Annotated in this window: 22 protein-coding genes and 1 tRNA gene; 18 read left to right on the top strand and 5 right to left on the bottom strand. The window is 49.7% G+C overall.

Translation table 11 applies throughout. The features are described from left to right. The first annotated feature begins 4 nt into the window (after window positions 1-4). The 12 genes from G9C99_RS10510 (at window position 5) to G9C99_RS10460 (ending at window position 11539) form a co-directional block, all read left to right on the top strand. Window positions 5-1435, top strand: coding sequence for a CpaF family protein (locus G9C99_RS10510; protein ID WP_166417440.1), 1431 nt, complete (start codon window positions 5-7; stop codon window positions 1433-1435). A 3-nt stretch (window positions 1436-1438) separates the two neighbouring features. Beyond that, entirely contained in the window at window positions 1439-2407 is a 969-nt protein-coding gene (locus tag G9C99_RS10505) for a type II secretion system F family protein (RefSeq protein WP_168713289.1), read from the top strand. Between the two features lie 8 nt (window positions 2408-2415). Continuing rightward, window positions 2416-3402, top strand: a complete 987-nt coding sequence (locus G9C99_RS10500; protein WP_166417439.1) for a type II secretion system F family protein — start codon at window positions 2416-2418, stop codon at window positions 3400-3402. Then, on the top strand, window positions 3402-3971 hold the full coding sequence (locus tag G9C99_RS10495) for a tetratricopeptide repeat protein (RefSeq protein ID WP_166417438.1): 570 nt from the start codon (window positions 3402-3404) through the stop codon (window positions 3969-3971). Before G9C99_RS10500 ends, G9C99_RS10495 begins: the two co-directional genes overlap by 1 nt. A gap of 29 nt (window positions 3972-4000) precedes the next feature. Beyond that, entirely contained in the window at window positions 4001-4861 is an 861-nt protein-coding gene (locus G9C99_RS10490) for a tetratricopeptide repeat protein (RefSeq protein ID WP_166417437.1), read from the top strand. Further along, on the top strand, window positions 4861-5358 hold the full coding sequence (locus G9C99_RS10485; protein WP_166417436.1) for a prepilin peptidase: 498 nt from the start codon (window positions 4861-4863) through the stop codon (window positions 5356-5358). The genes G9C99_RS10490 and G9C99_RS10485 overlap by 1 nt, the downstream gene beginning before the upstream one ends. A 129-nt stretch (window positions 5359-5487) precedes the next feature. Beyond that, entirely contained in the window at window positions 5488-6798 is a 1311-nt protein-coding gene (locus G9C99_RS10480; protein ID WP_166417435.1) for a P-loop NTPase family protein, read from the top strand. 167 nt (window positions 6799-6965) lie between these two features. Further along, window positions 6966-7634, top strand: coding sequence for an ureidoglycolate lyase (locus G9C99_RS10475; RefSeq protein ID WP_166417434.1), 669 nt, complete (start codon window positions 6966-6968; stop codon window positions 7632-7634). A 179-nt stretch (window positions 7635-7813) separates the two neighbouring features. Continuing rightward, complete coding sequence (locus G9C99_RS18590; protein ID WP_269434819.1) at window positions 7814-7942, top strand: hypothetical protein; 129 nt, start codon at window positions 7814-7816, stop codon at window positions 7940-7942. Between the two features lie 494 nt (window positions 7943-8436). Beyond that, window positions 8437-9186, top strand: a complete 750-nt coding sequence (locus G9C99_RS10470; protein WP_166417433.1) for a hypothetical protein — start codon at window positions 8437-8439, stop codon at window positions 9184-9186. Window positions 9187-9341: 155 nt separating this feature from the next. Beyond that, entirely contained in the window at window positions 9342-9740 is a 399-nt protein-coding gene (locus G9C99_RS10465; RefSeq protein WP_166417432.1) for a hypothetical protein, read from the top strand. Between the two features lie 350 nt (window positions 9741-10090). After that, window positions 10091-11539, top strand: a complete 1449-nt coding sequence (locus G9C99_RS10460; RefSeq protein ID WP_205859844.1) for a DNA cytosine methyltransferase — start codon at window positions 10091-10093, stop codon at window positions 11537-11539. Here G9C99_RS10460 and G9C99_RS10455 read toward each other — a convergent pair. After that, the gene (locus G9C99_RS10455) at window positions 11536-12375 is read right to left on the bottom strand and encodes a hypothetical protein (protein ID WP_205859843.1); all 840 of its coding nucleotides are present in this window, start codon (window positions 12373-12375) and stop codon (window positions 11536-11538) included. The two genes, G9C99_RS10460 and G9C99_RS10455, sit on opposite strands and share 4 nt — an antisense overlap. Before the next feature lie 102 nt (window positions 12376-12477). Between G9C99_RS10455 and G9C99_RS18715 the strand changes: the two genes are divergently transcribed. Both G9C99_RS18715 and G9C99_RS10450 read left to right on the top strand, forming a co-directional pair. Beyond that, window positions 12478-12993 (top strand): ABC-three component system middle component 5, encoded by a 516-nt coding sequence (locus G9C99_RS18715; protein WP_407926014.1) that lies wholly within the window; start codon window positions 12478-12480, stop codon window positions 12991-12993. Beyond that, a complete protein-coding gene (locus tag G9C99_RS10450) occupies window positions 12993-14915 on the top strand; it encodes an AAA family ATPase (RefSeq protein WP_166417430.1) in 1923 nt (640 codons plus the stop codon). The genes G9C99_RS18715 and G9C99_RS10450 overlap by 1 nt, the downstream gene beginning before the upstream one ends. A 100-nt stretch (window positions 14916-15015) precedes the next feature. On the opposite strand, the gene G9C99_RS10445 is transcribed toward G9C99_RS10450, so the two are convergent. The 4 genes from G9C99_RS10445 to G9C99_RS10430 all read right to left on the bottom strand — a co-directional run bounded on the left by G9C99_RS10445 (window position 15016) and on the right by G9C99_RS10430 (window position 20184). Continuing rightward, window positions 15016-15090: transfer RNA gene (locus G9C99_RS10445), tRNA-Phe, on the bottom strand. A 205-nt stretch (window positions 15091-15295) separates the two neighbouring features. Next, window positions 15296-17422: a S8/S53 family peptidase gene (locus tag G9C99_RS10440; RefSeq protein ID WP_166417429.1), complete on the bottom strand. Its 2127-nt coding sequence runs from the start codon at window positions 17420-17422 to the stop codon at window positions 15296-15298. A 1-nt stretch (window position 17423) separates the two neighbouring features. Continuing rightward, entirely contained in the window at window positions 17424-18533 is a 1110-nt protein-coding gene (locus tag G9C99_RS10435; RefSeq protein WP_166417428.1) for a phosphatase PAP2 family protein, read from the bottom strand. Between the two features lies 1 nt (window position 18534). After that, complete coding sequence (locus tag G9C99_RS10430; RefSeq protein WP_166417427.1) at window positions 18535-20184, bottom strand: hypothetical protein; 1650 nt, start codon at window positions 20182-20184, stop codon at window positions 18535-18537. A gap of 131 nt (window positions 20185-20315) precedes the next feature. On the opposite strand from G9C99_RS10430, the gene G9C99_RS10425 reads away from it, so the two are divergent. The 4 genes from G9C99_RS10425 (at window position 20316) to G9C99_RS10410 (ending at window position 22396) form a co-directional block, all read left to right on the top strand. Continuing rightward, complete coding sequence (locus tag G9C99_RS10425; protein ID WP_166417426.1) at window positions 20316-20567, top strand: hypothetical protein; 252 nt, start codon at window positions 20316-20318, stop codon at window positions 20565-20567. Between the two features lie 208 nt (window positions 20568-20775). Continuing rightward, window positions 20776-21240 (top strand): NUDIX hydrolase, encoded by a 465-nt coding sequence (locus G9C99_RS10420; protein ID WP_331459990.1) that lies wholly within the window; start codon window positions 20776-20778, stop codon window positions 21238-21240. A gap of 58 nt (window positions 21241-21298) precedes the next feature. Continuing rightward, on the top strand, window positions 21299-21739 hold the full coding sequence (locus G9C99_RS10415; protein WP_166417424.1) for a DUF1178 family protein: 441 nt from the start codon (window positions 21299-21301) through the stop codon (window positions 21737-21739). A gap of 6 nt (window positions 21740-21745) precedes the next feature. Then, the gene (locus tag G9C99_RS10410; RefSeq protein WP_166417423.1) at window positions 21746-22396 is read left to right on the top strand and encodes an SDR family oxidoreductase; all 651 of its coding nucleotides are present in this window, start codon (window positions 21746-21748) and stop codon (window positions 22394-22396) included. Window positions 22397-22479 lie beyond the last annotated feature (83 nt).

Genomic DNA, 22479 nt, shown 5'->3' with positions numbered 1-22479 from the left:
TCTAATGTTTTCACGGTATAAAAAAACTGCGGGCGCAACCCCAGTCAGCCCGGCTGCGGCGCCTAAGGCCTCCGCAGCCGCCCCATCAAAAGTTGCGAAGTCAGCGGCAAAAAAACCCGTCAAAGCGGCGGCACCTGCCCCTGTGGACAAAGAAAAGAAACGCAAAGACCGTTTGGCTGAGGTTAAATCCGAGCTGCACAAACACCTGCTCGACAATTTGAACCTCGCCGCACTTGAAAACGCTGCAGAAAGTGACCTGCGCGCAGAAATTATCGACATCGCATCGGAATCTTTGGATGAGATGGGGATTGTTCTAAATCGCGAAGAACGGTCTTCTTTAAACCAAGAGTTGTTTGATGAGGTCACTGGCCTCGGCCCCCTTGAACCATTGCTTCAAGATGAAACCGTCAATGATATTCTCGTAAATGGGCCTCAGCAAATCTTTGTAGAACGCGATGGGAAGCTCGAATTGAGCCCGATCACGTTCAAAGACGAAAAGCACTTGTTGCGGATTATCGACAAAATCGTTTCTGCTGTTGGGCGTCGTGTCGATGAATCCAACCCATATGTTGATGCGCGGCTCGCGGATGGGTCACGCTTTAACGCGATGGTACCTCCTGTTGCTGTGGATGGATCACTTGTTTCCATTCGGAAATTCAAAAAAGATAAGTTGGGAATTCAGGATCTCGTGAATTTCGGCGCATTTTCAGAAGAAATGGCCGCCTATCTGCAGGCAGCAGTCTCCACCCGCCTAAACGTTATCGTTTCCGGCGGTACTGGTTCTGGTAAAACAACAACCTTGAACGCCTTATCTTCATTTATTGATAACGCCGAGCGTATCCTAACAATCGAAGACACCGCCGAGCTTCAGTTGCAACAGACCCATGTTGGGCGGATGGAAAGCCGTCCACCAAACGTCGAAGGCAAAGGCGAAGTATCGCCGCGCGACTGTCTGAAAAATGCACTGCGTATGCGCCCAGACCGGATCATCGTAGGTGAGACCCGTGGCGAAGAAGTTATCGATATGCTTCAGGCGATGAACACTGGTCACGACGGATCGATGACAACTATTCACGCCAACTCTGCGCGCGACGGCGTTTCTCGCCTGGAAAACATGATCGCGATGGCCGGCATCGAAATGCCCCTGAAAGCTGTGCGCAGCCAAGTTTCATCAGCCGTAAACTTGATTGTGCAAGCATCTCGATTGCAGGACGGATCGCGTCGCATGACATCGATCACTGAAATCACGGGGATGGAGGGTGACGTTATTTCGATGCAAGAGATTTTCCGCTTCCAGCGCGTAGGTCTCACCCCCGAAAACAAAATCATTGGCCATTTCACCGCAACCGGTGTTCGGTCGCACTTTTCTGAGCGGTTCAAGTTGTGGGGCTATGATTTACCGCCTTCAATCTTTGATCCCGTAGTCGCGGAATAAACCATGTCAATTGATCCAGAACTCATCATTTACGGTCTTATCTTTGTTGCAGTCCTTTTACTGGTCGAAGGTATCTATCTGACTGTATTTGGGAAATCTATTAGCCTGAACAACAAAGTCAGCCGCCGCCTCGAAATGCTTGAAAAGGGCGTTGGTCGTGAAAAGGTTCTGGAGCAGCTACGTAAAGAAATGAGCCAACACCTTGGCTCCCGCTCTATTCCAATTTACTCTCTTCTTGCTGAAAAAGCCCAAAAGGCAAATATCGCCTTTACCCCGACACAATTGATGTTGGTGATGGCCGTTCTATGTGGCGTTGCCTTTCTCGGTCTGACCGTTGGAACGGATGCCTCATTGGCCATTCGCATTGGGGCGTCCATCGCGACGGGCGTTGGAGGTGTATTTGTCTGGATCAACGGCAAAGCTAAAAAGCGCATGTCACTCATCGAAGAGCAACTTCCAGATGCGGTTGAACTTATGGTGCGTAGTTTGCGTGTCGGGCATCCATTTACCTCTGCATTGACCATCGTTGCAGACGAAGTCCCCGATCCTCTTGGCACCGAAATGGGCATGATCTCAGACGAAAGCGCCTATGGTCGCGACGTCGGTGAAGCCCTTAAATCAATGGCCGAACGTATGGACATGCAGGATATGCGGTTCCTAGCTGTAGCTGTCACAATTCAGCAAACGTCGGGCGGGAACCTCGCAGAAATCCTACACGGATTGTCCAAAGTGATCCGTGCGCGGTTCAAGCTGTTCCGGCGCGTGAAGGCCATCACAGCCGAAGCAAAGTGGTCCGGTGTGTTTCTATCAATTTTCCCGTTGCTTGCGCTTGTCGCTATCAATGTCATTCATCCAACATACTACGACGATGTCCGCGATACCGCCGTCTTTATTCCAGCATGTCTGGTCGTGGCTGCCTTTCTGGTCGTGAACGTGTTTGTCATGAAATCTCTTGTGAATATTAAGGTTTAGGGGGTCGTATGCCGTTTCTGAATTCCGTAAATGAATGGCTCATTGGTCAGCTCGGTCCTTTAGGTCCTCTTATCGCGGTTGGTGCAGCTGGGCTTGTTCTCGTGTTGCTAACCTTGCCATTACTTCTAGCGCAAAAAGAAGATCCACTGGACAAACTTAAGCGGGAAAACGCGGCCCGCATTGCTGGTCAAAAACCAACGGAGCGCCTGCGGAACAAATCCAAAAATGATAAGCTCGAAAAATACTCAACCTTTCTTGAGCCCCAGGACGAAGGTGAATACTCAGCGGTCAAGCTGAAGCTCGTGCAGGCTGGTTATCGCGGCAAAGAAGCCGTGCGGACCTATCACTTCTTACAGTTTTCCCTTGGGATCATCCTCTTGATCATCGGATCTGCCATCGCATTTTATCGCTCTGGCGGAGAAGAAGAAGTCTCAACCCAGACCATGGTTCTAACAATTCTGATCCCAGCTGTGTGTGGATACATGTTGCCCAAATACTGGGTCAATCGCCGGGTGCAATCACGCCAAGAGGAAATCACTAACGGTTTTCCAGACTCATTAGATATGATGTTGGTTTGCGTCGAAGCCGGCCAGTCCTTAGATCAATCAATCATTCGTGTTGCACATGAAATTCGCGCTGGTTTTCCCGCACTAGCGGATGAATTCCAAATCGTAGCGCACGAAATGAAAGCTGGCAAAGACCGCGTATCAGTGCTTCGGGATATGTCTGAACGTGCTGGTGTTACTGATGTGACTAGTTTTGTTACGGTTTTGATTCAATCGACAAGCTTTGGTACGTCGATCGCAGACGCCTTGCGTGTTTACGCCGAAGAAATGCGGGACAAACGCGTTATGCGGGCTGAGGAAAAAGCAAATACTCTGCCGACAAAAATGACGCTGGCCACAATGATGCTTACCGTTCCTCCTTTGTTGATTATTCTGATCGGCCCATCTATCTATGAAATCAGTCAGACCCTAACACAAATGAATTTTTAATGGCCAAACGCCTTAGACTCGGTCTTTGCTTAACACTAGGATTTACAACCGCCTGCCAAAACGCAGGCGGTTTAAGCACATCAGACGACGGCCTTTTTGCGCCAACCGGTAGCTACGATCTCGAAGAATCCGTAGACGGCCTCATTGTAGGTCATCGCCTCATGGAAGCAGGTGAATATGAACTCGCGTTAAAGGCCTACCAACGCGCTGCTGGGCAGCAGGGTTTCAATGTAGACACCCTTTCTGCAATTGGTTCTGCTAACCTACGCCTTGGACGGTTGGGCCAAGCAGAAACAGACCTACGCGGGGCCACCGACCTTGACCAAGCCTCCCCCGCGGCTTGGAACAATCTAGGTGTTGTATTGATGGAGCGCGGAAACTCTGGCGAGGCCGAACAGGTGTTTCAACTCGCGTTTGCGCTGGATAGTGGCCAAAGTGACTCGATCAGAGACAACCTACGCTTAGCTATCGCCAAAAACCAAATTCCCGACTATGATGACAGCAATAATGAAGAATTCGAGCTGGTCCGCAGAGGGTACGGAGAATACCTACTGCTTTCCACGCCATAAATGAGTGAGCAGTAAGAGGACGCAAGGCAATGCGGCAATCTTTTATTTTGGCCCTCTGTGTTGCTGGCACAGTGGCGCTGACAGGGTGTCAAAAACCAAATGGTGAAGGCGAGGTCGAAGACGCGATGCGTGACCTCAACGTGATCGATGAAACTGACCTAAATGATATCATGCTGACGGTAAGTGACCCGAATGAGGCCGTCATACATTTCCGCAGGACGTCCGCCGCAAACCCAGAGCGTGTCGATCTAAAACGCGGTTTAGCTTTGTCTTTGATCCGCTCAGGCGCCTTTGAGGAATCCGTTCCAGTTTGGCGCGCGGTTGCAGACAGCGACGAAGGCACGCATTCAGACCGCGTAGACCTTGCTGATGCGTTGTTGCGCAGCGGGGAATGGGATGCTGCCGAGGCTGAGTTAAACAAAATCCCCCCCACTTTTGAAACGTACAAGCGTTATCGCCTGGAGGCGATAGTTGCTGATAGCCACGAAAACTGGGATCGCGCAGATAGTTTTTATGAAATCGCTGCAGGCCTGACGACGCGCCCTGCAGGTGTGTTAAACAATTGGGGTTATTCACTACTGACACGCGGGAGCCTTTCGCAAGCAGAACGTATGTTTGTACGCGCTCTGAACGCTGATCCAAACTTATTCACCGCAAAAAATAATTTGGTTCTGGCCCGTAGCGCGCAGCGAAACTATACATTGCCGGTTGTCCAAACCACGCAAATTGAACGTGCGACCTTGCTCCATACGGCAGCATTGACAGCTGTACGGCAGGGCGACATCAATATTGCACGCGGTCTACTGCAACAAGCAATCGATACACACCCACAGCATTTCGAAGCCGCCGTGAGCGCGCTCAATGCTCTTGATAACAGTGAGAATATCTAATGCTCTCAATTACAATGTCTTCGGCTATGTGGTTTTTCCCCCTTGCTGGTCTTATCGGTGTTTGGGCGGCGATTAGCGATCTTAAACGCATGAAAATCCCAAACCGGGCAGTGCTTGCCTTGGTTGGCGTGTTCGTGGTCGTTGGGTTAATCGCCCTTCCCTTTGCCGAATATCCATGGCGACTACTGCAACTGGTTGTTGTGCTAGTGATCGGGTTTGTCTTGAACATGGTTGGTGCGGTCGGCGCTGGGGATGCGAAATTTGCCGCGGCAATGGCCCCGTTTATCGCTTTGGGTGATTCAATGACATTTCTTACGCTTTTCGCAGCAGTAATGTTGGCCGCATTTGTCATCCATCGTTTGTTTCGCCGCATTCCAGCCATTCGCCGATTAACACCTGAATGGGAAAGTTGGGAAAACAACGATTTCCCAATGGGCCTCGCACTCGGGGGAAGCTTGGTGTTTTATTTGGGTCTAGGAATTTTATACGGTTCTTAAAGCAACCGTCCAAGTTCATCTAAAATGAACCAAACAAGGGCATATTTGACACAAACAGCAGTTTTTGTTGTTCTAACATTTATGCCCCGATAAGATCAGCACAATCACAAAGTGAGAGCAGTGCCGCCCATGAATAAGCCGATTACCTCCGTCATGGCCCCCCCCGCCCCGCGTGGCCTAATCGAAATGAAGCTCCCTATTGTTATGATGCGGGACATTTTGTTGAAAACGATTTTTCGCAGCAACGTAGAAATTGTCGCCGATATCGCCAAAGCGATCTGCCTACCAGTCCCCGTAACGCAAGAGCTTGTTGATCTTGCGCGCGAGCAAAAATTACTCGAGGCGACAGGCACCTTACTGGCCAATTCTGGCGGGTCGATGGGGTACCAATTGACGGACGCGGGTAAAGCGCGAGCGCATGACGCACTGACACAATCGGAATATTACGGCGCAATGCCTGTGCCTTTAGACGTTTACCGCGAGCAGGTCGAAAGGCAGTCTATCCGCAATATTCAAATCACACGTGACCAACTGACTGGTGCAATGGGTCACTTGATTTTACCCCCTGAGCTGTTGGACAATTTAGGCCCTGCTGTAAGCTCTGGTAGATCAATTTTGATGTATGGCCCCCCCGGCAACGGTAAATCATCTATTTCAAACGGTATTCGCGACGCGTTGGGCGACAAAATTTATGTCCCCCGCGCGATTGAATATGCCGGACAAGTCATTACCGTCTACGATCCAATCGTGCATTCAGCCGCTGAAGAACAGGTAGACGATCCCAACGCAATACGCCGAAGCTCAAACCGTTATGACACCCGGTATGTGCTATGTGAACGCCCAACTGTAGTGACCGGTGGCGAACTTTCATTGTCGATGCTGGATCTGGTTTACAACCCGACTGCGCGGACATATCAAGCTCCCCTGCAGCTCAAATCCACCGGAGGCGTATTCATCGTAGATGACCTTGGCCGCCAAGAAGAACCACCACAAGCGTTAGTGAACCGCTGGATTGTACCGCTCGAAGAAAGCAAAGATATTCTTGCATTACAATCGGGTGAAAAATTCACCGTTCCTTTTGACACGCTGGTCATCTTTTCAACTAACTTTCATCCGAATGAAATTTTTGATGGTGCGGCGTTGCGCAGGATCTTTTTCAAAATCAAAATCGACGGCCCAAGTCAGCAAGATTTTCTTAAGATTTTTGCCATGGTTGCACGCAAGAAAAAGATGCCGCTGGATGAAAAGACACTCGTGCATTTGTTAAAAAAGAAGTACCCAACAATCGACAATGAATTCGCCAATTACCAACCCGTATTTTTGATTGATCAGATGCGCGCGATTTGCGAATTCGAGGGTATTCCCTATCAAATGTCACCAGACCTTGTTGATCGCGCCTGGGCAAATATGTTCGTCAAACAAGAGGCCATCGCGAGGTAGAAAAACACCGACCAAAGCTAATTTTGATAACCCCTGTGCTTTGCAGACCCATAGTGCATTGCGGGCTGTATCACATAAGTAAATCGATGCCTCAGCGTGATTTTTCCTAATTTGACCTCACAGATCAATCCGTGAAATCATATCTTTGAAAAGCATGGGAAAAACAAATGAGCGCACCTGAGTATATTTTTGAAGCGTCAAGCAAGCCCTCGCTGCCATGGCATGAGGTTCCACTGATCCGAGCAACCGAGAAAACCGTCGAAGGCTACGGCCAATTGGTAGATGATCCCGCCAATTTTGAAATCGAAATCGCACGTTGGCCACAACAAGGGTGGCGCCCGATTGATGACGGAACAGGTGACGAAGGCGGCTGGGTCGAAGGTACCTTTAAATGCAACTGGAAAGGCGATGTGCTGTATGGCGAAAACGAAGCAGTCAAAGGCAATTATGTGCTTGGCTGGTCGCAAGATCCACAAAAAGCAAAAACCGAGGCCCAAACCACACCGCGCGATCAGGTGCTATTGTGGCATATGAATTATCATCCTGATGGTGGACAGATGTTCTTTCCACTGGATGGGAAGCCCTTTATCGTGCCTGTTGCTTTGCCCGGCGACAACTTGACACCAGAAAAAGTTGTGGCGTTTTGGTGTGATGGAACCAAGGGTCTCTATATCCACCCAGGTATCTGGCACGAGGGTATTTTCCCTGTCTCTGACGAAGGACGTTTTCTTGATCGTCAAGGCAAGGTTCATGCTCGCGTGTCCGCAGATATTGGTCAAGAGTTTGGTGTCTATCTATCTTGTCCGCTGACAGAACATAAAATCAAAGATCTATAATGGAAGAGGGCCGTTCTCTTATCTGTGAGCAGCCCTTTTCTATTTTTTTTGCGAACGAATCTTGAAAAAACAAGGCGGCTAACGGAAGGGGGCTGTGCCAGCAACTCGAAGCGACTTCAGGAGCCTGTGAACAATTGGTTCTTAAGGTGCAGCCGGAACACCAAATTCGGACAGCTGTCGTGAATCGGTCGACCCAGAACCGCCGTTTGACGCCGGTGTCAGATGCTGCGATGCTGATCACTGCAAGCGCGAGATCACTGACGTTTTGGCGGTTCAGGCGACACAGCCAAGCTGCGGTTGATGGTTGACGCGCAATATCCGCTGCTTGATGCAACCCACAACACCTACATCAACCCTAATCTCAGCGGTCCTTTGCTTTGTAATTTCACGTACGCTCGCAAGCTGGGGTGCCGGAGAAATCGCCGTCAGTTGCTTTCTGTATGCTTTTTGGTTCTGCATCGCCATTGCGGGTATAGGTCTTCTTAGACAGGTCCGGCTCTGGCGTGCTACGCCTTGCACTGGCACCAACAGGATTGCATGGGCGCACATATCAACTGGATGTCGACACTGGACCCGACAGCACCCTTAGTTTTGACAACAGCGACGGTGATGGCATTGCACTTGGAATCGTTGAAAACAAAATCCTTTACTGGCGCGAAAAGGTCACTTTTCCGGACGTACACCTACTGAAATGGGCAAAACAGAAAGCTCTCCCTTTGCGTGGTTTCGTTGCCTGCGGGCACTGCGAGCAGCCCATGACCGCTTGTTGGTCCAAAGGTCGTAGCGCAAAATACCATACTACTTGTGTGATACAAAAGGCTGCATCGAATATCGAAAATCTTTCCGTAAGGAAAAGCTCGAAGGCGAGTTTGAACTCCTTCTTAAAGATATGCGACCAAGCGCAAACTTGTTTTCCATGGCTTTCGATATGTTCCGTGATCTGTGGCAGGCGCGTCTGCAATCAGCAGAAGACGAAAAGCAATCTATGCAGAAGCAGTTACCCCAAATGGATCGCAAGTCAGCCCAGATTCTGGACCGCTCGATTGATACGAACAGCGACACGCTAATCTCTACCTACGAGGAACGGTTGCGCGAGATTGAAGAACAAAAGACATTTTTGACTGAGAAAATCCAGAAATGTGGCAAACTAATTGCCCCCTTTGACCAAGCTTATCGAACCGCTTTTGATTTTCTCGGAAACCCCAGTAAACTATGGGCTTCTGAGCGCTTTGAAGACAAGCGGGCGGTGCTGAAACTGGTTTTAGCTGAGAGGTTACCGTACACCCGAAATGAGGGTTATCGAACCGCTCAAACCTCCTTGCTTTTCAAGGCCTTGGAGGACTTTTGCCAAGGAAAGTTTGAAATGGTGCCCAGGGGCGGAATCGAACCACCGACACGAGGATTTTCAATTTTCCTAGGTTTCCATTCAAACCTTTGCAGAGCTTTTCAGCCCATAGCGAAATCTGTTTACCTTCAATTGCTTGTCACCTCCAGAGCGAACCAGACTAATCCACCGCATTTCATTCAAGCGCACGAATTCTTGCACCCATAGTGCACCCCGTTGCCCGTTTGGGAACTAAACCTCGCCCCCGACGCTCTTGAAATTTGACATTCAAGAACTCAGGTAAAGTCACACATTGAAATGTTAGAAAGTTTACAAACATGCTGATTGCAGAAGAGAAACACCCATTTGTGGACTGTGCAATCATGACTAGTAATGAAAAAGGCCAGTTCGTTGGCATCTTGTCATATCGTGGGTTTGAGAACGGAATACTGACGGGTGATAGTATAGCTGCTGTACAGCAGCAGTATCGGATTATTTGCGAATTGATAGACAACGAAGGGGGCATGTTAAGGCGCGGAACAATCATGTTGGGGTATCATAACGACGTGCTAAAGGGCGACGTGCTTTTGCCGGATGGTGAAGTCGTTGGTTGCTGGGAAATGGAAGATGATGACGATACCAGTCATTTCACACCGTGTGGACAGTCTGATCCTCAATGCAGTGCTCCGTCAGCGTGGGTGCTACAAGACTCTATCGCGAGTTGGTTGGTGAGCCAAAACAGAGAAGGCGAATTGATAACTTCCATGGGCAGTCCGCGATAACATCCCATGTTGGGAACCGAGAAAAGAACTCCTCGTAGATTGCAGATGCGGCTTCTAGCCAAGTGCGCTGTAGAAATAGCTTTACTCAGATGCGTTCGCAGTCAGGTGCTTCTGGCCGCCTTCATGGCAAAATCGCTTTGTTGATCTCGGACCACTCCAACGAGTTTCGCCTTGAAAGGGTCAGCTTTCGTTTCTTGCTACTGGTGACCACAGGGGAACGTGGTATTCGCGCTCATGGATGTTCTTTTTTTTGTTTCATTTTCCTGTTGCCAAATAGCTTAACCCAAAATTAGGTATGTCAGGTCAAGTTCAGGCAGGTTTAGTCGTTCACAATCTGCCTCGAACTAGATATGCTACATCAACGCCCACAACAGCTACATTTTCTGGATATGCTCGAAGCCGTGAACAAAGTTGTCGATATCGACCCTCTTGCCGACGAAAAAACCGGCTCTAATCGTCGCCCGATGTACATGGTCGACATGTTCGCAGGCTGTGGTGGCTTGTCCATGGGCATGGAGAACGCGGACTTCGTGCCAGTGTTCGTGAACGAGCTGAACCCTGACGCGATGGCCACGTACTTGAAGAACCGTCATCACTCGTTGGGAGGGCTGCACTTCTCGTCCAACGAGGACCTTCGGTGCAACGATGCCAACGACCTACGTGGTTCAAGGCTTGAGCAGTTGGTGTCCGACCTCAGGAACATCCCAGAGTTGGGCCTGCATTTTGATTTGGGAGCGAGCACAGCATCTGGCGCTGGATCGAACTTGGACGTTCTCGCAGGTGGGCCTCCTTGCCAAGGCTACTCCGGCATCGGCATCAGGCGTTCCTACGATGTGGACAAGGCTGACATGCCGTCCAACCATTTGTTCGTTCGTATGGCGCACGTCATTCGAAAGCTACGCCCCCGGATTTTCTTGTTTGAGAACGTGCGAGGTCTCCTGAACGCGAAATGGACGCGTGGTGGCGATGACCAGATTTTCCCAGACGTGCTATCCGAATTTCGTTCGATTCCCGGCTACACCGTTCGTTATTCGCTGGTGAAGGCAAAAGACTATGGCGTCCCGCAGAACCGTCCTCGCGTTCTACTGGTCGGCATTCGTGACGACATCTTGGATTCTTGTGATTGGTTAGAGCCTCAGGCTCACAAAGAAGACGCCGTAAAATGTGGCTTCCTCCCCAAACCCACGGGGGGCTTCCCTGACCTTATAGACCTTTTGGGCGACCTAATCGATGACGGTGTTGCTGATACCTTGCGCAGTGGCGATTTCGCGAAAGGGCCGTTCACGACGGATAATTATCCTTCGAAGCCAAAGAACGGTCTACAGCGAAGGCTTCGTACAGCGCCCCACTGGTTTCACAGCAAGATGGTGCCCTTGACCGAACAAGAGTACAGCAAGCACAAGCCGAACATCGTCGCCAAGTTCCAGCACATGATGGACAATAACGGCGAGATCCCTGACCAATTCAAAACCAAGAAATTTTCCCAGCGCGTTCTTCGTGCGCGTTGGGGTAACACCGAACCCAACATCACTGCGACTTCGCTGGCAGATGACTACGTGCATTTCAGCCAGCCACGCGCCCTGACGGTTCGCGAGTGGGCACGGCTTCAATTGTTCCCAGACTGGTACCAATTCGCAGGCAAGCGAACCACGGGTGGTCTGCGTCGCGCAGGCAATCCGCAAGAAGGTTTGTTCGACCGCGAAGTGCCAAAGTACACCCAGATCGGTAATGCCGTTCCCGTGGGTCTAGCCCAAGCTGTGGGTGAGCACTTCCGCAAAATTATCGACCCGGCTGTCTAACTTCCAAATAGACCCGTTTTAGCGTCAATTGAATTCTTTATGCTCGCGCGGACGTTCAAACTGAATGCGCTCGCGAAATTACTGTCGAATATCTCTGACAGTGACAGGGCAACGCCGGATTTCGTGGGCAAGCCCCAGTAGTTTCCCCCAGTGAGGTTGCAAACGCGCTTAACGGCCATCTGCGTGCTCTTGCTTGGCATACGTCCTTCTTTCTGTGACGGGACGGTTACGAACGAATAAGTGAACCTTTGAAGGTTCTTCACGCTGTAACCATTCTTCCCAATGTGGATGCCTGTTCCCGGCCCGAAACTCGCCCGATACACCATGTCCCAAAGCATTGGCACTTGAGCGTTATCATTCCAGTTCGTTTTGCATTGGATGATACCAAGTTCGATATCGCCAATTCGCTTGGCAATCTCGGCATCCAAGTTATTCATGAAGCTCTTATCGGCCACAGGGAAATCGAAGTCCTCGGGATACACAACAACGCAAACATCCGACTCCGTGTTTGTCTGGTGGTTCCCGTACCGGATCGTAGTAGCATCTAACAAGGTTCGCGGCACCACCGCTTTCGATTGGCGCATCGCGACCGCGTTCGTTCCCGATAAGATCAAGTTGAGGTACCAAGTGACGAGACTTTCCCAGCCTGCCCCACCGCCAGACAAAGATCCCTGATCGCGGCCACCTGTGTTTGTTGCAAAAAAGACTTCGCGAAGATGGTCCCCCACCTGATGTACCTTGGTTGCATCAGAAAGACTGTCTGTGAGGCCTGCAACGACCTTGCTCCAGATAGGCCAACAATCCTGCCAAGTTTTGATGGATGCCACGGCGTCCATCGCCAATTTCCTGTGGTATTCAGCAGTCATCCAAATCACTCGCTTCTTTAATGGTCTTCAGAGCTACACTCGATACACAATCAAGCCAAGCGATTAAGGCAAATGATTAGAATTTGGCACCCGATGCGAGACCCACATCACTGTTGCTTCAGAATGTTGGCTTTGATCACAGCTTCCCCACGACGTCTTTCCGTTTCTCGTGCATCACTGCTCGACACATTCTTGTTGTTTCCTGAGTACTTACATGAAATTCAATATACAGGGTTCGGGGAGTTGCGAGGGTCACTTCAAAGACTAAACCTCCCCAAGATGAAGGACAGCTTCACAAACCTCCCAGATATTCGGATCGTCTACCGTGAACTTCAAGTATTCCAGCGCGCTGCGTTGCACCAACTAGTGGCCAAAAATATACTTTCTTCACCCTCTTTCAAAGATAGTAGGCTTCAGATGTCCGAGGTGGGAATGCCCAGTGACTTGAAACAAACAATTCAAGCTTTCGTGGCTGAAAATTCCGCGCAGTTAGCATTCATAGCCAATGATCTAAACGCCATTCCGCTCGACGGCCCTATGGGTCTATTTCGCAGGACCAATTTGGAAATGGGGGGGCGACTTAGATAATGTCATCGATATTAAAGTTGAACCGACTAGTGGTTATGAAGAGTGGACAGCGAGCCTATGATGAGAAATTTCACTCCGGGTTGAACATTATTCACGGCGCTAACGGCTCAGGAAAATCAACGATACTGGATTTCATTTTCTTTGCTCTGGGTGAAAACCTTACAGACTGGAAGCAGTATGCTCAGTATTGCGAAGCTGTTTTTGCAGAAATATCCACAAACGGAACAATACTAACGCTCAAACGCGAAGTATCGAAAGACAACAACCGTCCGATGTCAATTTACTTCGGAAAACTTGAAGATGGTTTGACAAGTGCAGCCGAAGGCTGGCAGCGGTTCCCCTACGCTCGCAATGAACACTCACAAGCATTTAGTCAAATATTGTTCAAAGCGCTTGGTCTCCCCGAAATTCCCGGCGACGAGGGTTCGAACATTACGATGCATCAGATTTTGAGACTGATGTACGTGGACCAATCAACGCCGTTTCAGCGGATATTCCGAAGTGAAGACTTCGACCCAAGGGATACCCGAGAAGCTGTCTCGGAGCTTCTATGCGGTATTGGTAACAATGAGCTGTATTCCAAACGAATTTTACTTCGTGAGAAGAAAAAGAGTGAGTCCGAACTTGGGGCAAAGCTGACCAATCTAATGCGGGCTACATCCAATCTGGGTGAAAATTTCGTTGAAGGGGCGTTTGAATCCGAAACAAAAAATTTGACGGGCCGAAGGGAGACGCTTCAAAAGGAAATAGTTGCCCTGCACGAAGATGATATCGACAGTTCAAAAGTTGCGAAAAGCGCTGAGAATGACCGACGAAAACTGTATCAAGCTATAAGCAAAGATCGGGACACACTGGTTTCATCTGAACGGGAGATTGCAGCGCTAGAGTTTGAGATCAGGGATAGTGAACAATTCCTAAATCATCTTGCGCAGCTGCTAAAAGATTTTGATCGTACAGCCGTGACATTTTCTGCCATTGGCGACGTGCCGTTTGAACTGTGTCCAGCCTGCTTGCAGCCATTGACGGATACAGATGACAAACATTGCCACCTCTGCAAAGAAGCGCTTCCTAGAGATGAAAAAGATACCAAGCTGTTTGAGCTCCGAATGGATATCGACGGTCAGATAGTCGAGAGTAAACGGCTGCAGAGAAAACGAGTAGAAAAACTGGAAGAGGCTAAGAAATCTGCCACAGGCCTAAAGTCGCGTATGACACGGGCAATGAAACAGTTTGATGAGCTTCGCAACGCTTCTGTAGATGGGAGAACCGCGCTGGTTTCTGAAAAGAGCCGTGAACTTGGGAAAATTGACGCTCGGCTTGATGAGTTGAGCAAGTTTTCGGACCTTAGAAAACAAATCAATGATCTCAAAGAGGCGAAAGAGCGAGCCTCAGCTGAGGTAACAAAACTTCGAAATGCTATTGAAGCGCTGGAGCTTGCCCGCGAAACGCGACGTCGCGTAGTAAAGACCGAAATCGCCTCAGATACTAAACGGGTTCTGGAAAAGGACCTCAAAGAGCATAATGACTTCGAAGCGTTGGACAACTTTGACTTCAGCTTCGAAGACGATTGGTTCGCGATCAATGGCGATCCCATTATCACCACCAGCGCTAGTGGCATGGTCGTGGTGAAGAACAGCCTTTTTCTAGGTATGTTGCTTGCTTCGTTGAAAGACCATAAAATGATGTATCCGCGTTTCCTATTGTTGGACAACGTCGAAGACAAAGGAATGGTAGGCGACCGTGTTCGCAACTTCCAAAAAGCGATAGCTGACCTGATGGATCAAGAAAGCGCACCGCATCAGATTATTATGACTACTTCGACACTAAACCCAGCTTTGGCCCGTGAAGACTGTATCGTCGGCCCTTCGTACTCCAAACAAAACAGAACTCTAAAGATTCAAGGTGGTGCGTTGGGTGCATGATAATCGGAGCCTCGGCACCCAATTGGCACCCAGTCACGACGACCACAAATTACTAGCACACTAATTGCTGCATTAACCACTTGAATTTACTTGGTAAAAATGGTGCCCAGGGGCGGAATCGAACCACCGACACGAGGATTTTCAATCCACTGCTCTACCCCTGAGCTACCCGGGCACCGGGAACGCTGTTGCGTTCGGGTAGGCGGTTTCTATGCTTGGGGAGCAGCAGTGTCCAGAGGCGAAATTGAAAAAAATGCATTTTGCAGGATTTTTTTTATCGAGAGCGAAATTGAGCAATCTCAACCTTCGATTTCATCATGTTGGGCACGAAAACTTCCCCGGTCTCCGCGCCCAAACATTGCATATCTTCTAGGTTGAAACTACTGCACTTCTACTTTTAGCTTTTTGTGTCCCAACCGGGCTTTGATATGTGTTCGGCGTATTTGTTCATCTTCATTTATGCCTTGCAAGGTATCACCCATACCTTCGAAGGCTCCTTTTCCCGCCGCAAGGTTCAATACCATCTGTCGCGCAACCTGTGGCGCAGCACCACTTGTCCCAACCAGAAGTGAGCGCGAACGCGATCTTGAACCGCCGCCTAACATACCATGTCGGGACGGTCCCCTATCCGAAGGCGCGCATACAGTGGTCTGCGCCCCCGTCGGGTTGAGTGTTGTACCAATTCTAACTAAAGCCCCAGCAGAACTATAATGCGATGGGCGGCCAGTTGTTTGATCGTAGCCTGCGACTCGAATTGTTGATTTAGAATTCGCGACTCCGTTCATACTGCCATATCCACGAACCACTTCGAGTTCGTTTGGATATTCATCGCGATTCAGGTGGGTTCTTTTCGACAACGCATGAGACAAATAGCTTTGCTGCCCCCCCGTCTTCAATTCCGAAGGATCGTCATCCCTCTGAACCCATAATTCAATCGCTGCGTTCTGCGGCAGTGGGTCAAGAGCATTCGACTTGGCAACACCAATGGACCAACGCCCAATCGGAGCAACACGAGACCCTGTGCTGTGTTCGATCGTAGGGACGAGTGCGATTAGACAACGCCAACGTGTTCCTCGGTTTTTATCGACTGATAACTGTCCTACAATTTTCCCGTCTATAACCAAATTTTGGAATTGGCGCGCGTCCCCTTCGTTCAAATTTGGATCAGCGGTTAAGGAAATTGATCCCGCGCTATCTAAAACGATCCCCTTAGGCGGTGTAATTGAGATTTCAAAACTGCCATCGGCAACTTCCTCTGGAAACCAGATTTCTAAATAACTTGACGTACGATCATCCGGTAGCAAGTTCCAGCTAATCTCAGCAGCACCGTCGACAAAATGACCGTCGGAAAGTCGGGCATGAAGCTTGTCAGAAAACGTGTTTCCCGTAGGCATAACAAGAAATGAATTCTCACGAGAGTTCCCATTCGCATCCGTATTGCGTTGCGTAAACAGCTGTTCGATCGCAGTTTCCATTTCTGACTGGCCGTCATGTCGGCTTCCCGACCACCCGTAGCTGAAATTCACGACCAAAGGCAGCGCATCATCAGCCACGCCATAACTTTCGCAAATGCGGCGCGCTCTTTCAAAAATATAATGAAGCGCACTGAGCATATACATCTCTTTACCAAACCCTGAGGTATCCCATGCAATTGTATTGGGTAATTGCACAGCGATGATGTGAACATCGTCGTCCATTAAGGCCTGCCTCGGCCCCAAACCATGTCCTGCCGCAACGGACAGAACATGGGCTCCGTGTGTTGTGTGACGAGATAAATAAGTCCCGAGTTCAGGCAACCGCGCATTAACAGCGCCAGCATCGACGTAAAGGACATCTTCATCCTGCCCATGTATTTGGCGCAAAGCGTCTATTTCGCGATTGGTGAACTCTTTGCCAAACGGTACCGCAGAAATGTCGTGTGCAGCCTCAGCCGATTGCAGCCAACAATAATTTATTTTGCTTTGTCCATACGCGTCCAGAAAAGCTCTATTTGCAAAGGGAATGCCATCATCGATAACCGCTATGATCGCTTTCGGCGCCTTCTCAGACCGGCGATGACCCGGCCATTGGGCAGTGGTCGGATTAGGGATGTAAAACTCAGACCATGCTTTGGGGTTAATCGGGAAATTGACCCGAAAGCGCGGCTGCATTTCCTCAGGCCCAAGTTGGCAAACGGCATGAAGCGTTTGAGCAAGGCCCCCATCATCCACTGATGGATCGCCAAAACAAACCGGAGTTATAGAACGCCCCGCCCCGTTGCTTGACCAAAGTGGCGGGTAACGCAATTTAACTTCACGCTCTTCACCAGAGTTTGGGTCCGCAACAGACAAGGTTTCGGGTGGCGTAAACTCATGGGCCCCACTATCGATCAGTGCGGTAAAGTGCTGCCCTTTTCCTTTCGCGATTGCAGGGAAAGAAAAAGGACGCCCTAATTCAGAACGGAACACCCAACGTTCATATGGCCCCATGTAATGATCTACATCGTCATTCGAATGTGTGGGGGCCATGTTACGCCCCCGTTCCTTGCGCTTCGCCTACAGCCCTATCCCAAAGCCAAGCAAAGGTGTCCGTTTTGGTTGCCTCTGCTGCGCATCTGAAATCAAGCCCATAACCTTCGCCGCTGGCTTCGACTTCTTCAAATCGCCCTGCCATGAAATCAGCATCCACCGCAGTGTAGTGAAAAGCCTGACCACCGCCAACGACGCCACAACGTTGTAGAACAAGCTCTGCCACCAACTGCCCCAAAGCCGCCCCGGCCCAGCTATCCATAGGGTAATGTACGCCAGCAACAGTTCTATTCACGGAAATACGTTCGGCCAGTTTGCGCAGCAATGCTTTACGTTGGTCCATATCGGCCAAGCTACCCCATTCCTGAGACAATCGGTTCAATAGGGCAAATACTGCGTGTGCCTCGGTCGCGTGGGCGCTTGGAAAGCTCCCGTGACCGGGTGTTGTGATCATCGGCAAGACCCGTGCATCAACTTGATCAGGACGACGAATAGCCAACGCATGCTTGGCGATCATCGCGACGTGTGCCGATAACAATTGTGTTGCTGTAATAAGCTCAAATGTAAAACGATGCTGTGCCGGGTGAAGCCCTAGGATGGACGCAAAATACTCTGTTGGGAATCCTAACTGCGATGTAATTTCAGCTGTTCGATCAGCGCGTAAGCCCGCATAGTCAAGAACCCATTGCGTTTGTTCCTGAACCAATTGCGCAGAAGGTCGATCAAATCGAGCGACCTCAAAGGTTTCAAACTTTAAAACAATGTCGTCAGCCCCCTCAGTAGACGGCTCCCAGCTCAGGTCCTTCAAAAAATCAGTAAGATATAAAGAACCGCGGACCCAATCGGCCCAACGCCCCATATTTTGCGGTCCCTGTGCCAAATCTGTGGGTTGTTGAAGTGGCCCATCCCCAGCGATGTGTGCAATCCCTTCAGAACTGACCTGAAGCCCCAATGTCAGAATCGGATCATAGCCCTCGGCCGCCCCAGCACCCAGAAATCCGCCCAAACCGCTGGCGCCAATGCCACCGATACCGCCAATTCCGCCAATGCCTCCAATGCCGCCGATACCACCAATTCCACCGATACCGCCAATGCCACCATTTCTCGCCATATTAATTTCCCCCATATGGTATGCCCGCAGCTTTCAACGCTGCGAGGGCTCTTTGCCCGATTGAATAATTCATTGAAGGATGTGCCTTCTCGTAATCGGACAGTTTAAAATTTGGACTACGGCGCATTAATTCTAGCGCCGTTTGCTTTGCTTCTTCCCCACGATCAAGGTGATGAAGCGCTGTAATTTTTGCGCGCAATGTCGACAGATGCCGGTCATTTATCGCGAGCGAACGCTCAGATAGCTCCAAAGCCTTTTCGTACTGTTCATCCGCTAAATATGCAGTGCTGCTCAGTGAATCATAATAGGAATTGAAAGGGTCAACAGGAGACAGTTCACGCGCACGCACAGCAGAGGCCACGGCCTCTTTGCCGTTGTCTTGAAACGCAAGTAGAGCCGAGCGTAACAACCACGATAGCGATTCATTAGGATTGATATCCAACGCACTGCTGTATCGACGTTGTGCCACATCAAGCCGTTGCAATAAATTGTTGTTGGCAAACCCATCCACAACCAACCCGAATGAACATTCAGGATTTATGTCCAACGCCCGGCCAGTTGCCGCCAATGCATGAGAAACATCCCCTGCCCTGTCGGTCGTCCAGCCGTTGAACACGCTCAATACATACCATTTCCCCAACCATGCATGCGTTTCCGCAATTTGCGGGGCACGACGGGTGGCTTCTTCCAACAGCTCTTTTGATTTCGCAAATGCACGGAAAGTAGGTTGATGCATCAAGGATACCGCACCAATCACCAATTGATGATCTTCGATTTGGCCCAATGTACGATTATGAATGTACGAGATTGCTTCGTCCGCGATGGTTCGTCCGATGGACTGAACAACAGAAACCATCCGTGCAGACGCATCTGCCAAAAAGCTTTCGGCGTGATCTTTAACATTACGTGTCCAAAGGATGCAGCCATTTCGGGCATCAATAAAATCAAGATCAATTGAAATCTGGCCGCCAACCTCCCGCAAAGAACCATTCAAAAAATAATCAACCTGCAAAGTCTCACGCACTTGCTGTAAGTCTGCTGTGCGGGTTGCAATCACACGGCTGGAAAGATGAGAAATCACAGTGAGCAATTTTGAACGCGAAAGTGACCGACATGTTTCTTCAGCCAGCCAATCCCCCAGAATATTCAGCTGGGGATTTTGCATCACATTTCGAAACGGTAAAACCGTGATGCAGGGCATGGGGCGTTTCGTTAGAGATTCAGGCGATGTGCGAAACAATCCCTCCAGTTGCGCAGGATTGGCCCGTATTTCACGAACCCAGTTTACGAATCCTTCTTCGCGAACTCCGATTCCCTCCATGAATTGCCCTTCACGGGCCGACCCTAAAAAGGTGACGTGAGACAAATCTAATTCGATGTCCGCATTTGTGCAGTGGAAAAACTGCTCAAAATCATTGCCAAAGATTTTACGTAAATCTGCAAGCGCCCGACGTAAATTCTGCCTGCCACCGTCATAACAAGACACACCCCACAACGTGTCCTGTAAAAATGTACGTGTCCGCCGCCCCAGTGGCGCAGTCGCAAGCAGCGCAAACAACGCCTTTTGTTTTGCTCCCTTTATTTCGCGCCCCCCTTCTGTGACGCGAACGACACAAGCACCAAACAAAGAAATTTCAAGTTTCTTGTTCATGTTAACCACCTTCCCCAACTCGAACGCTACACAGGAAATGCCACCACTCAAAGCACCTCACGCTTTATTCACGCGTCTTTTCTTTATCCATTCGCTAGCCTTATCCTAACGAAATTGTTCGGAGACGAAGAATGCCAGCAGATACACCCATCGAAACAGACATCGCAGATCTATTTGAGTTCTATGAACGCTGGCCGATGCTGCGCAGCACAATTGTGCACCTCACGATTGATCCCACAATTAGCCCACAGGACCAAGAAATTTTGAATTGGATGGTGTTGCTCGTTGACCGGATCGGAAAGGCGGATATCGGTGCGAACCACACGATGTCCCCGCCGCCTCAGCAAGGCTATATTCCCGAACACGAAATGATTGCCTCATAATTACAAACTCCCTTTTACAAACAATTTATTTTAGCATGAAAATCTTTTACCCTTCTGATGCTTTTACCTCGCATCAGAAGGGATTTTTTTGGAAAAACATTACCTCCAGAAACACCTGAAACCCCATTTTCCTCAGGTTTTACAAATCTGTGGCTTTTCAAACGAAACTTGCACCCGATATATGTTTCACAAAACTATCGGAACGAACGTGCCACTTACTCCTATTCATCAACCCATCCGCTTTACGGACAATGGAAAACGAGATGTCAGCACCCAATTTGGGGCGCTCTGCTATCGTGTCAAAGATGGTAAGCTAAAGTTCCTTTTGATTACCAGCCGGAGCGCGGGACGTTGGATCATCCCAAAAGGTTGGCCAATGGACAATCACACCCCAGCTGAGGCTGCCACCCGCGAAGCCTATGAAGAAGCCGGACTTCAAGGGAAAATTTACCCGGATGCCATCGGGATTTATTCGTATAATAAAGAACATGGATCGACCGAAAGCCCCTGTGTGGTCGCCGTATTCGCCATGCGCGTCGACACAAAGTTGAAAAACTTCCCAGAAAAAGAACAACGAAAACGAAAATGGTTTGGACGAAAGAAAGCTGCAAAACTGGTCGCAGAGCCCGAGCTTGCCCAAATCATCCTTAATTTTTCGCCCTCGCAAAATTAGGTTGATTGTCTTTTTTGATAGAGTGACTATTTAAGACCTGTGATGAATAGGACCCGCTATGATTAAGTATGCATTGAAATGTACTGACGATCACAGCTTTGAAAGCTGGTTTCAATCAGCTGATTCCTTTGAAAAACTTCTTTCAACGTCGATGGTCGCCTGCCCAATTTGTGGCAACACAGATGTTAAAAAATCGCTCATGGCACCCCGTGTTAGGCCCGCGAGAGGGCAAGCCGTCATACCTGAAGATGAAAAACCAAGTCTCAGCAATCCTGCCTCCGAGGCAGAGACGGCCCTAGCTAAGGTCAAAGCTGAAATCGAGGCGAACTCAGATTACGTTGGTATGAATTTTGCGCAAGAAGCCCGCGCCATTCACGAAGGCGAAGCACCAGCGCGCGCCATCTACGGCGAAGCAAAGCCGGAAGAGGCGAAATCTCTTATCGAAGACGGAGTTCCCGTAGCCCCCCTTCCCTTTACTCCAAATCGCAAAACGAACTGAGGTAGCATGACTGTTCTTATTACTGGTGCCAATCGCGGGATCGGGCGCGCGCTTTTCGACCGATATGCCGACGTTATAGGCACATGTCGTGGATCAGCGCCAGAAACACCACATGGCGAATGGCTTACACTTGACGTCACATCAACAGCCTCTGTTCAGCAACTTTCGAACGATATCGGGCAACGCCCAATTGACCTCCTAATATGCAATGCGGGTGTATATGCCGATAAAGGCGACACATTAGGCGCCGGCTTTGAACCGGAAAAATGGGCCGCTACTTTTGCGGCAAACGTCACCGGAGTTTTTCTAACAATTGAAGCACTGCTGCCCAACCTTCGACAGGCAGAACAGCCAAAGATTGCAATCATTTCCTCAAAAATGGGGTCTGACAGCCGCGCTCCCGGCGGGTCATATATCTACCGTGCTTCAAAAGCTGCTGCACTTAATCTAGGACGCAACTTGGCTACAGATCTTAAACCTGAAGGAATCGCCCTTGGCATTTATCACCCAGGTTGGGTACGCACAGATATGGGCGGCCCAGAAGGCGACATCACCTTAGAACAATCCGCGCCCGGCCTCATGCGACGGTTTGAAGCATTATCTTGCGACACAACAGGCATATTTGAAGCTTGGGATGGGGAAATAATTCCTTTTTGATAAGGATATTGCCGAAGGTCCGCCTACGCCCTTGCGCAACACAACGAAGCCCCTTAAGAACTGCAACGTTTACTCGCAGGGAC

This window comes from Cochlodiniinecator piscidefendens (genome assembly GCF_011326755.1).
Lineage (GTDB): Bacteria > Pseudomonadota > Alphaproteobacteria > Rhodobacterales > Rhodobacteraceae > Cochlodiniinecator > Cochlodiniinecator piscidefendens.
Note: the sequence above shows the minus strand (reverse complement) of the source record. Positions and strands in the feature narration are given on the sequence as shown.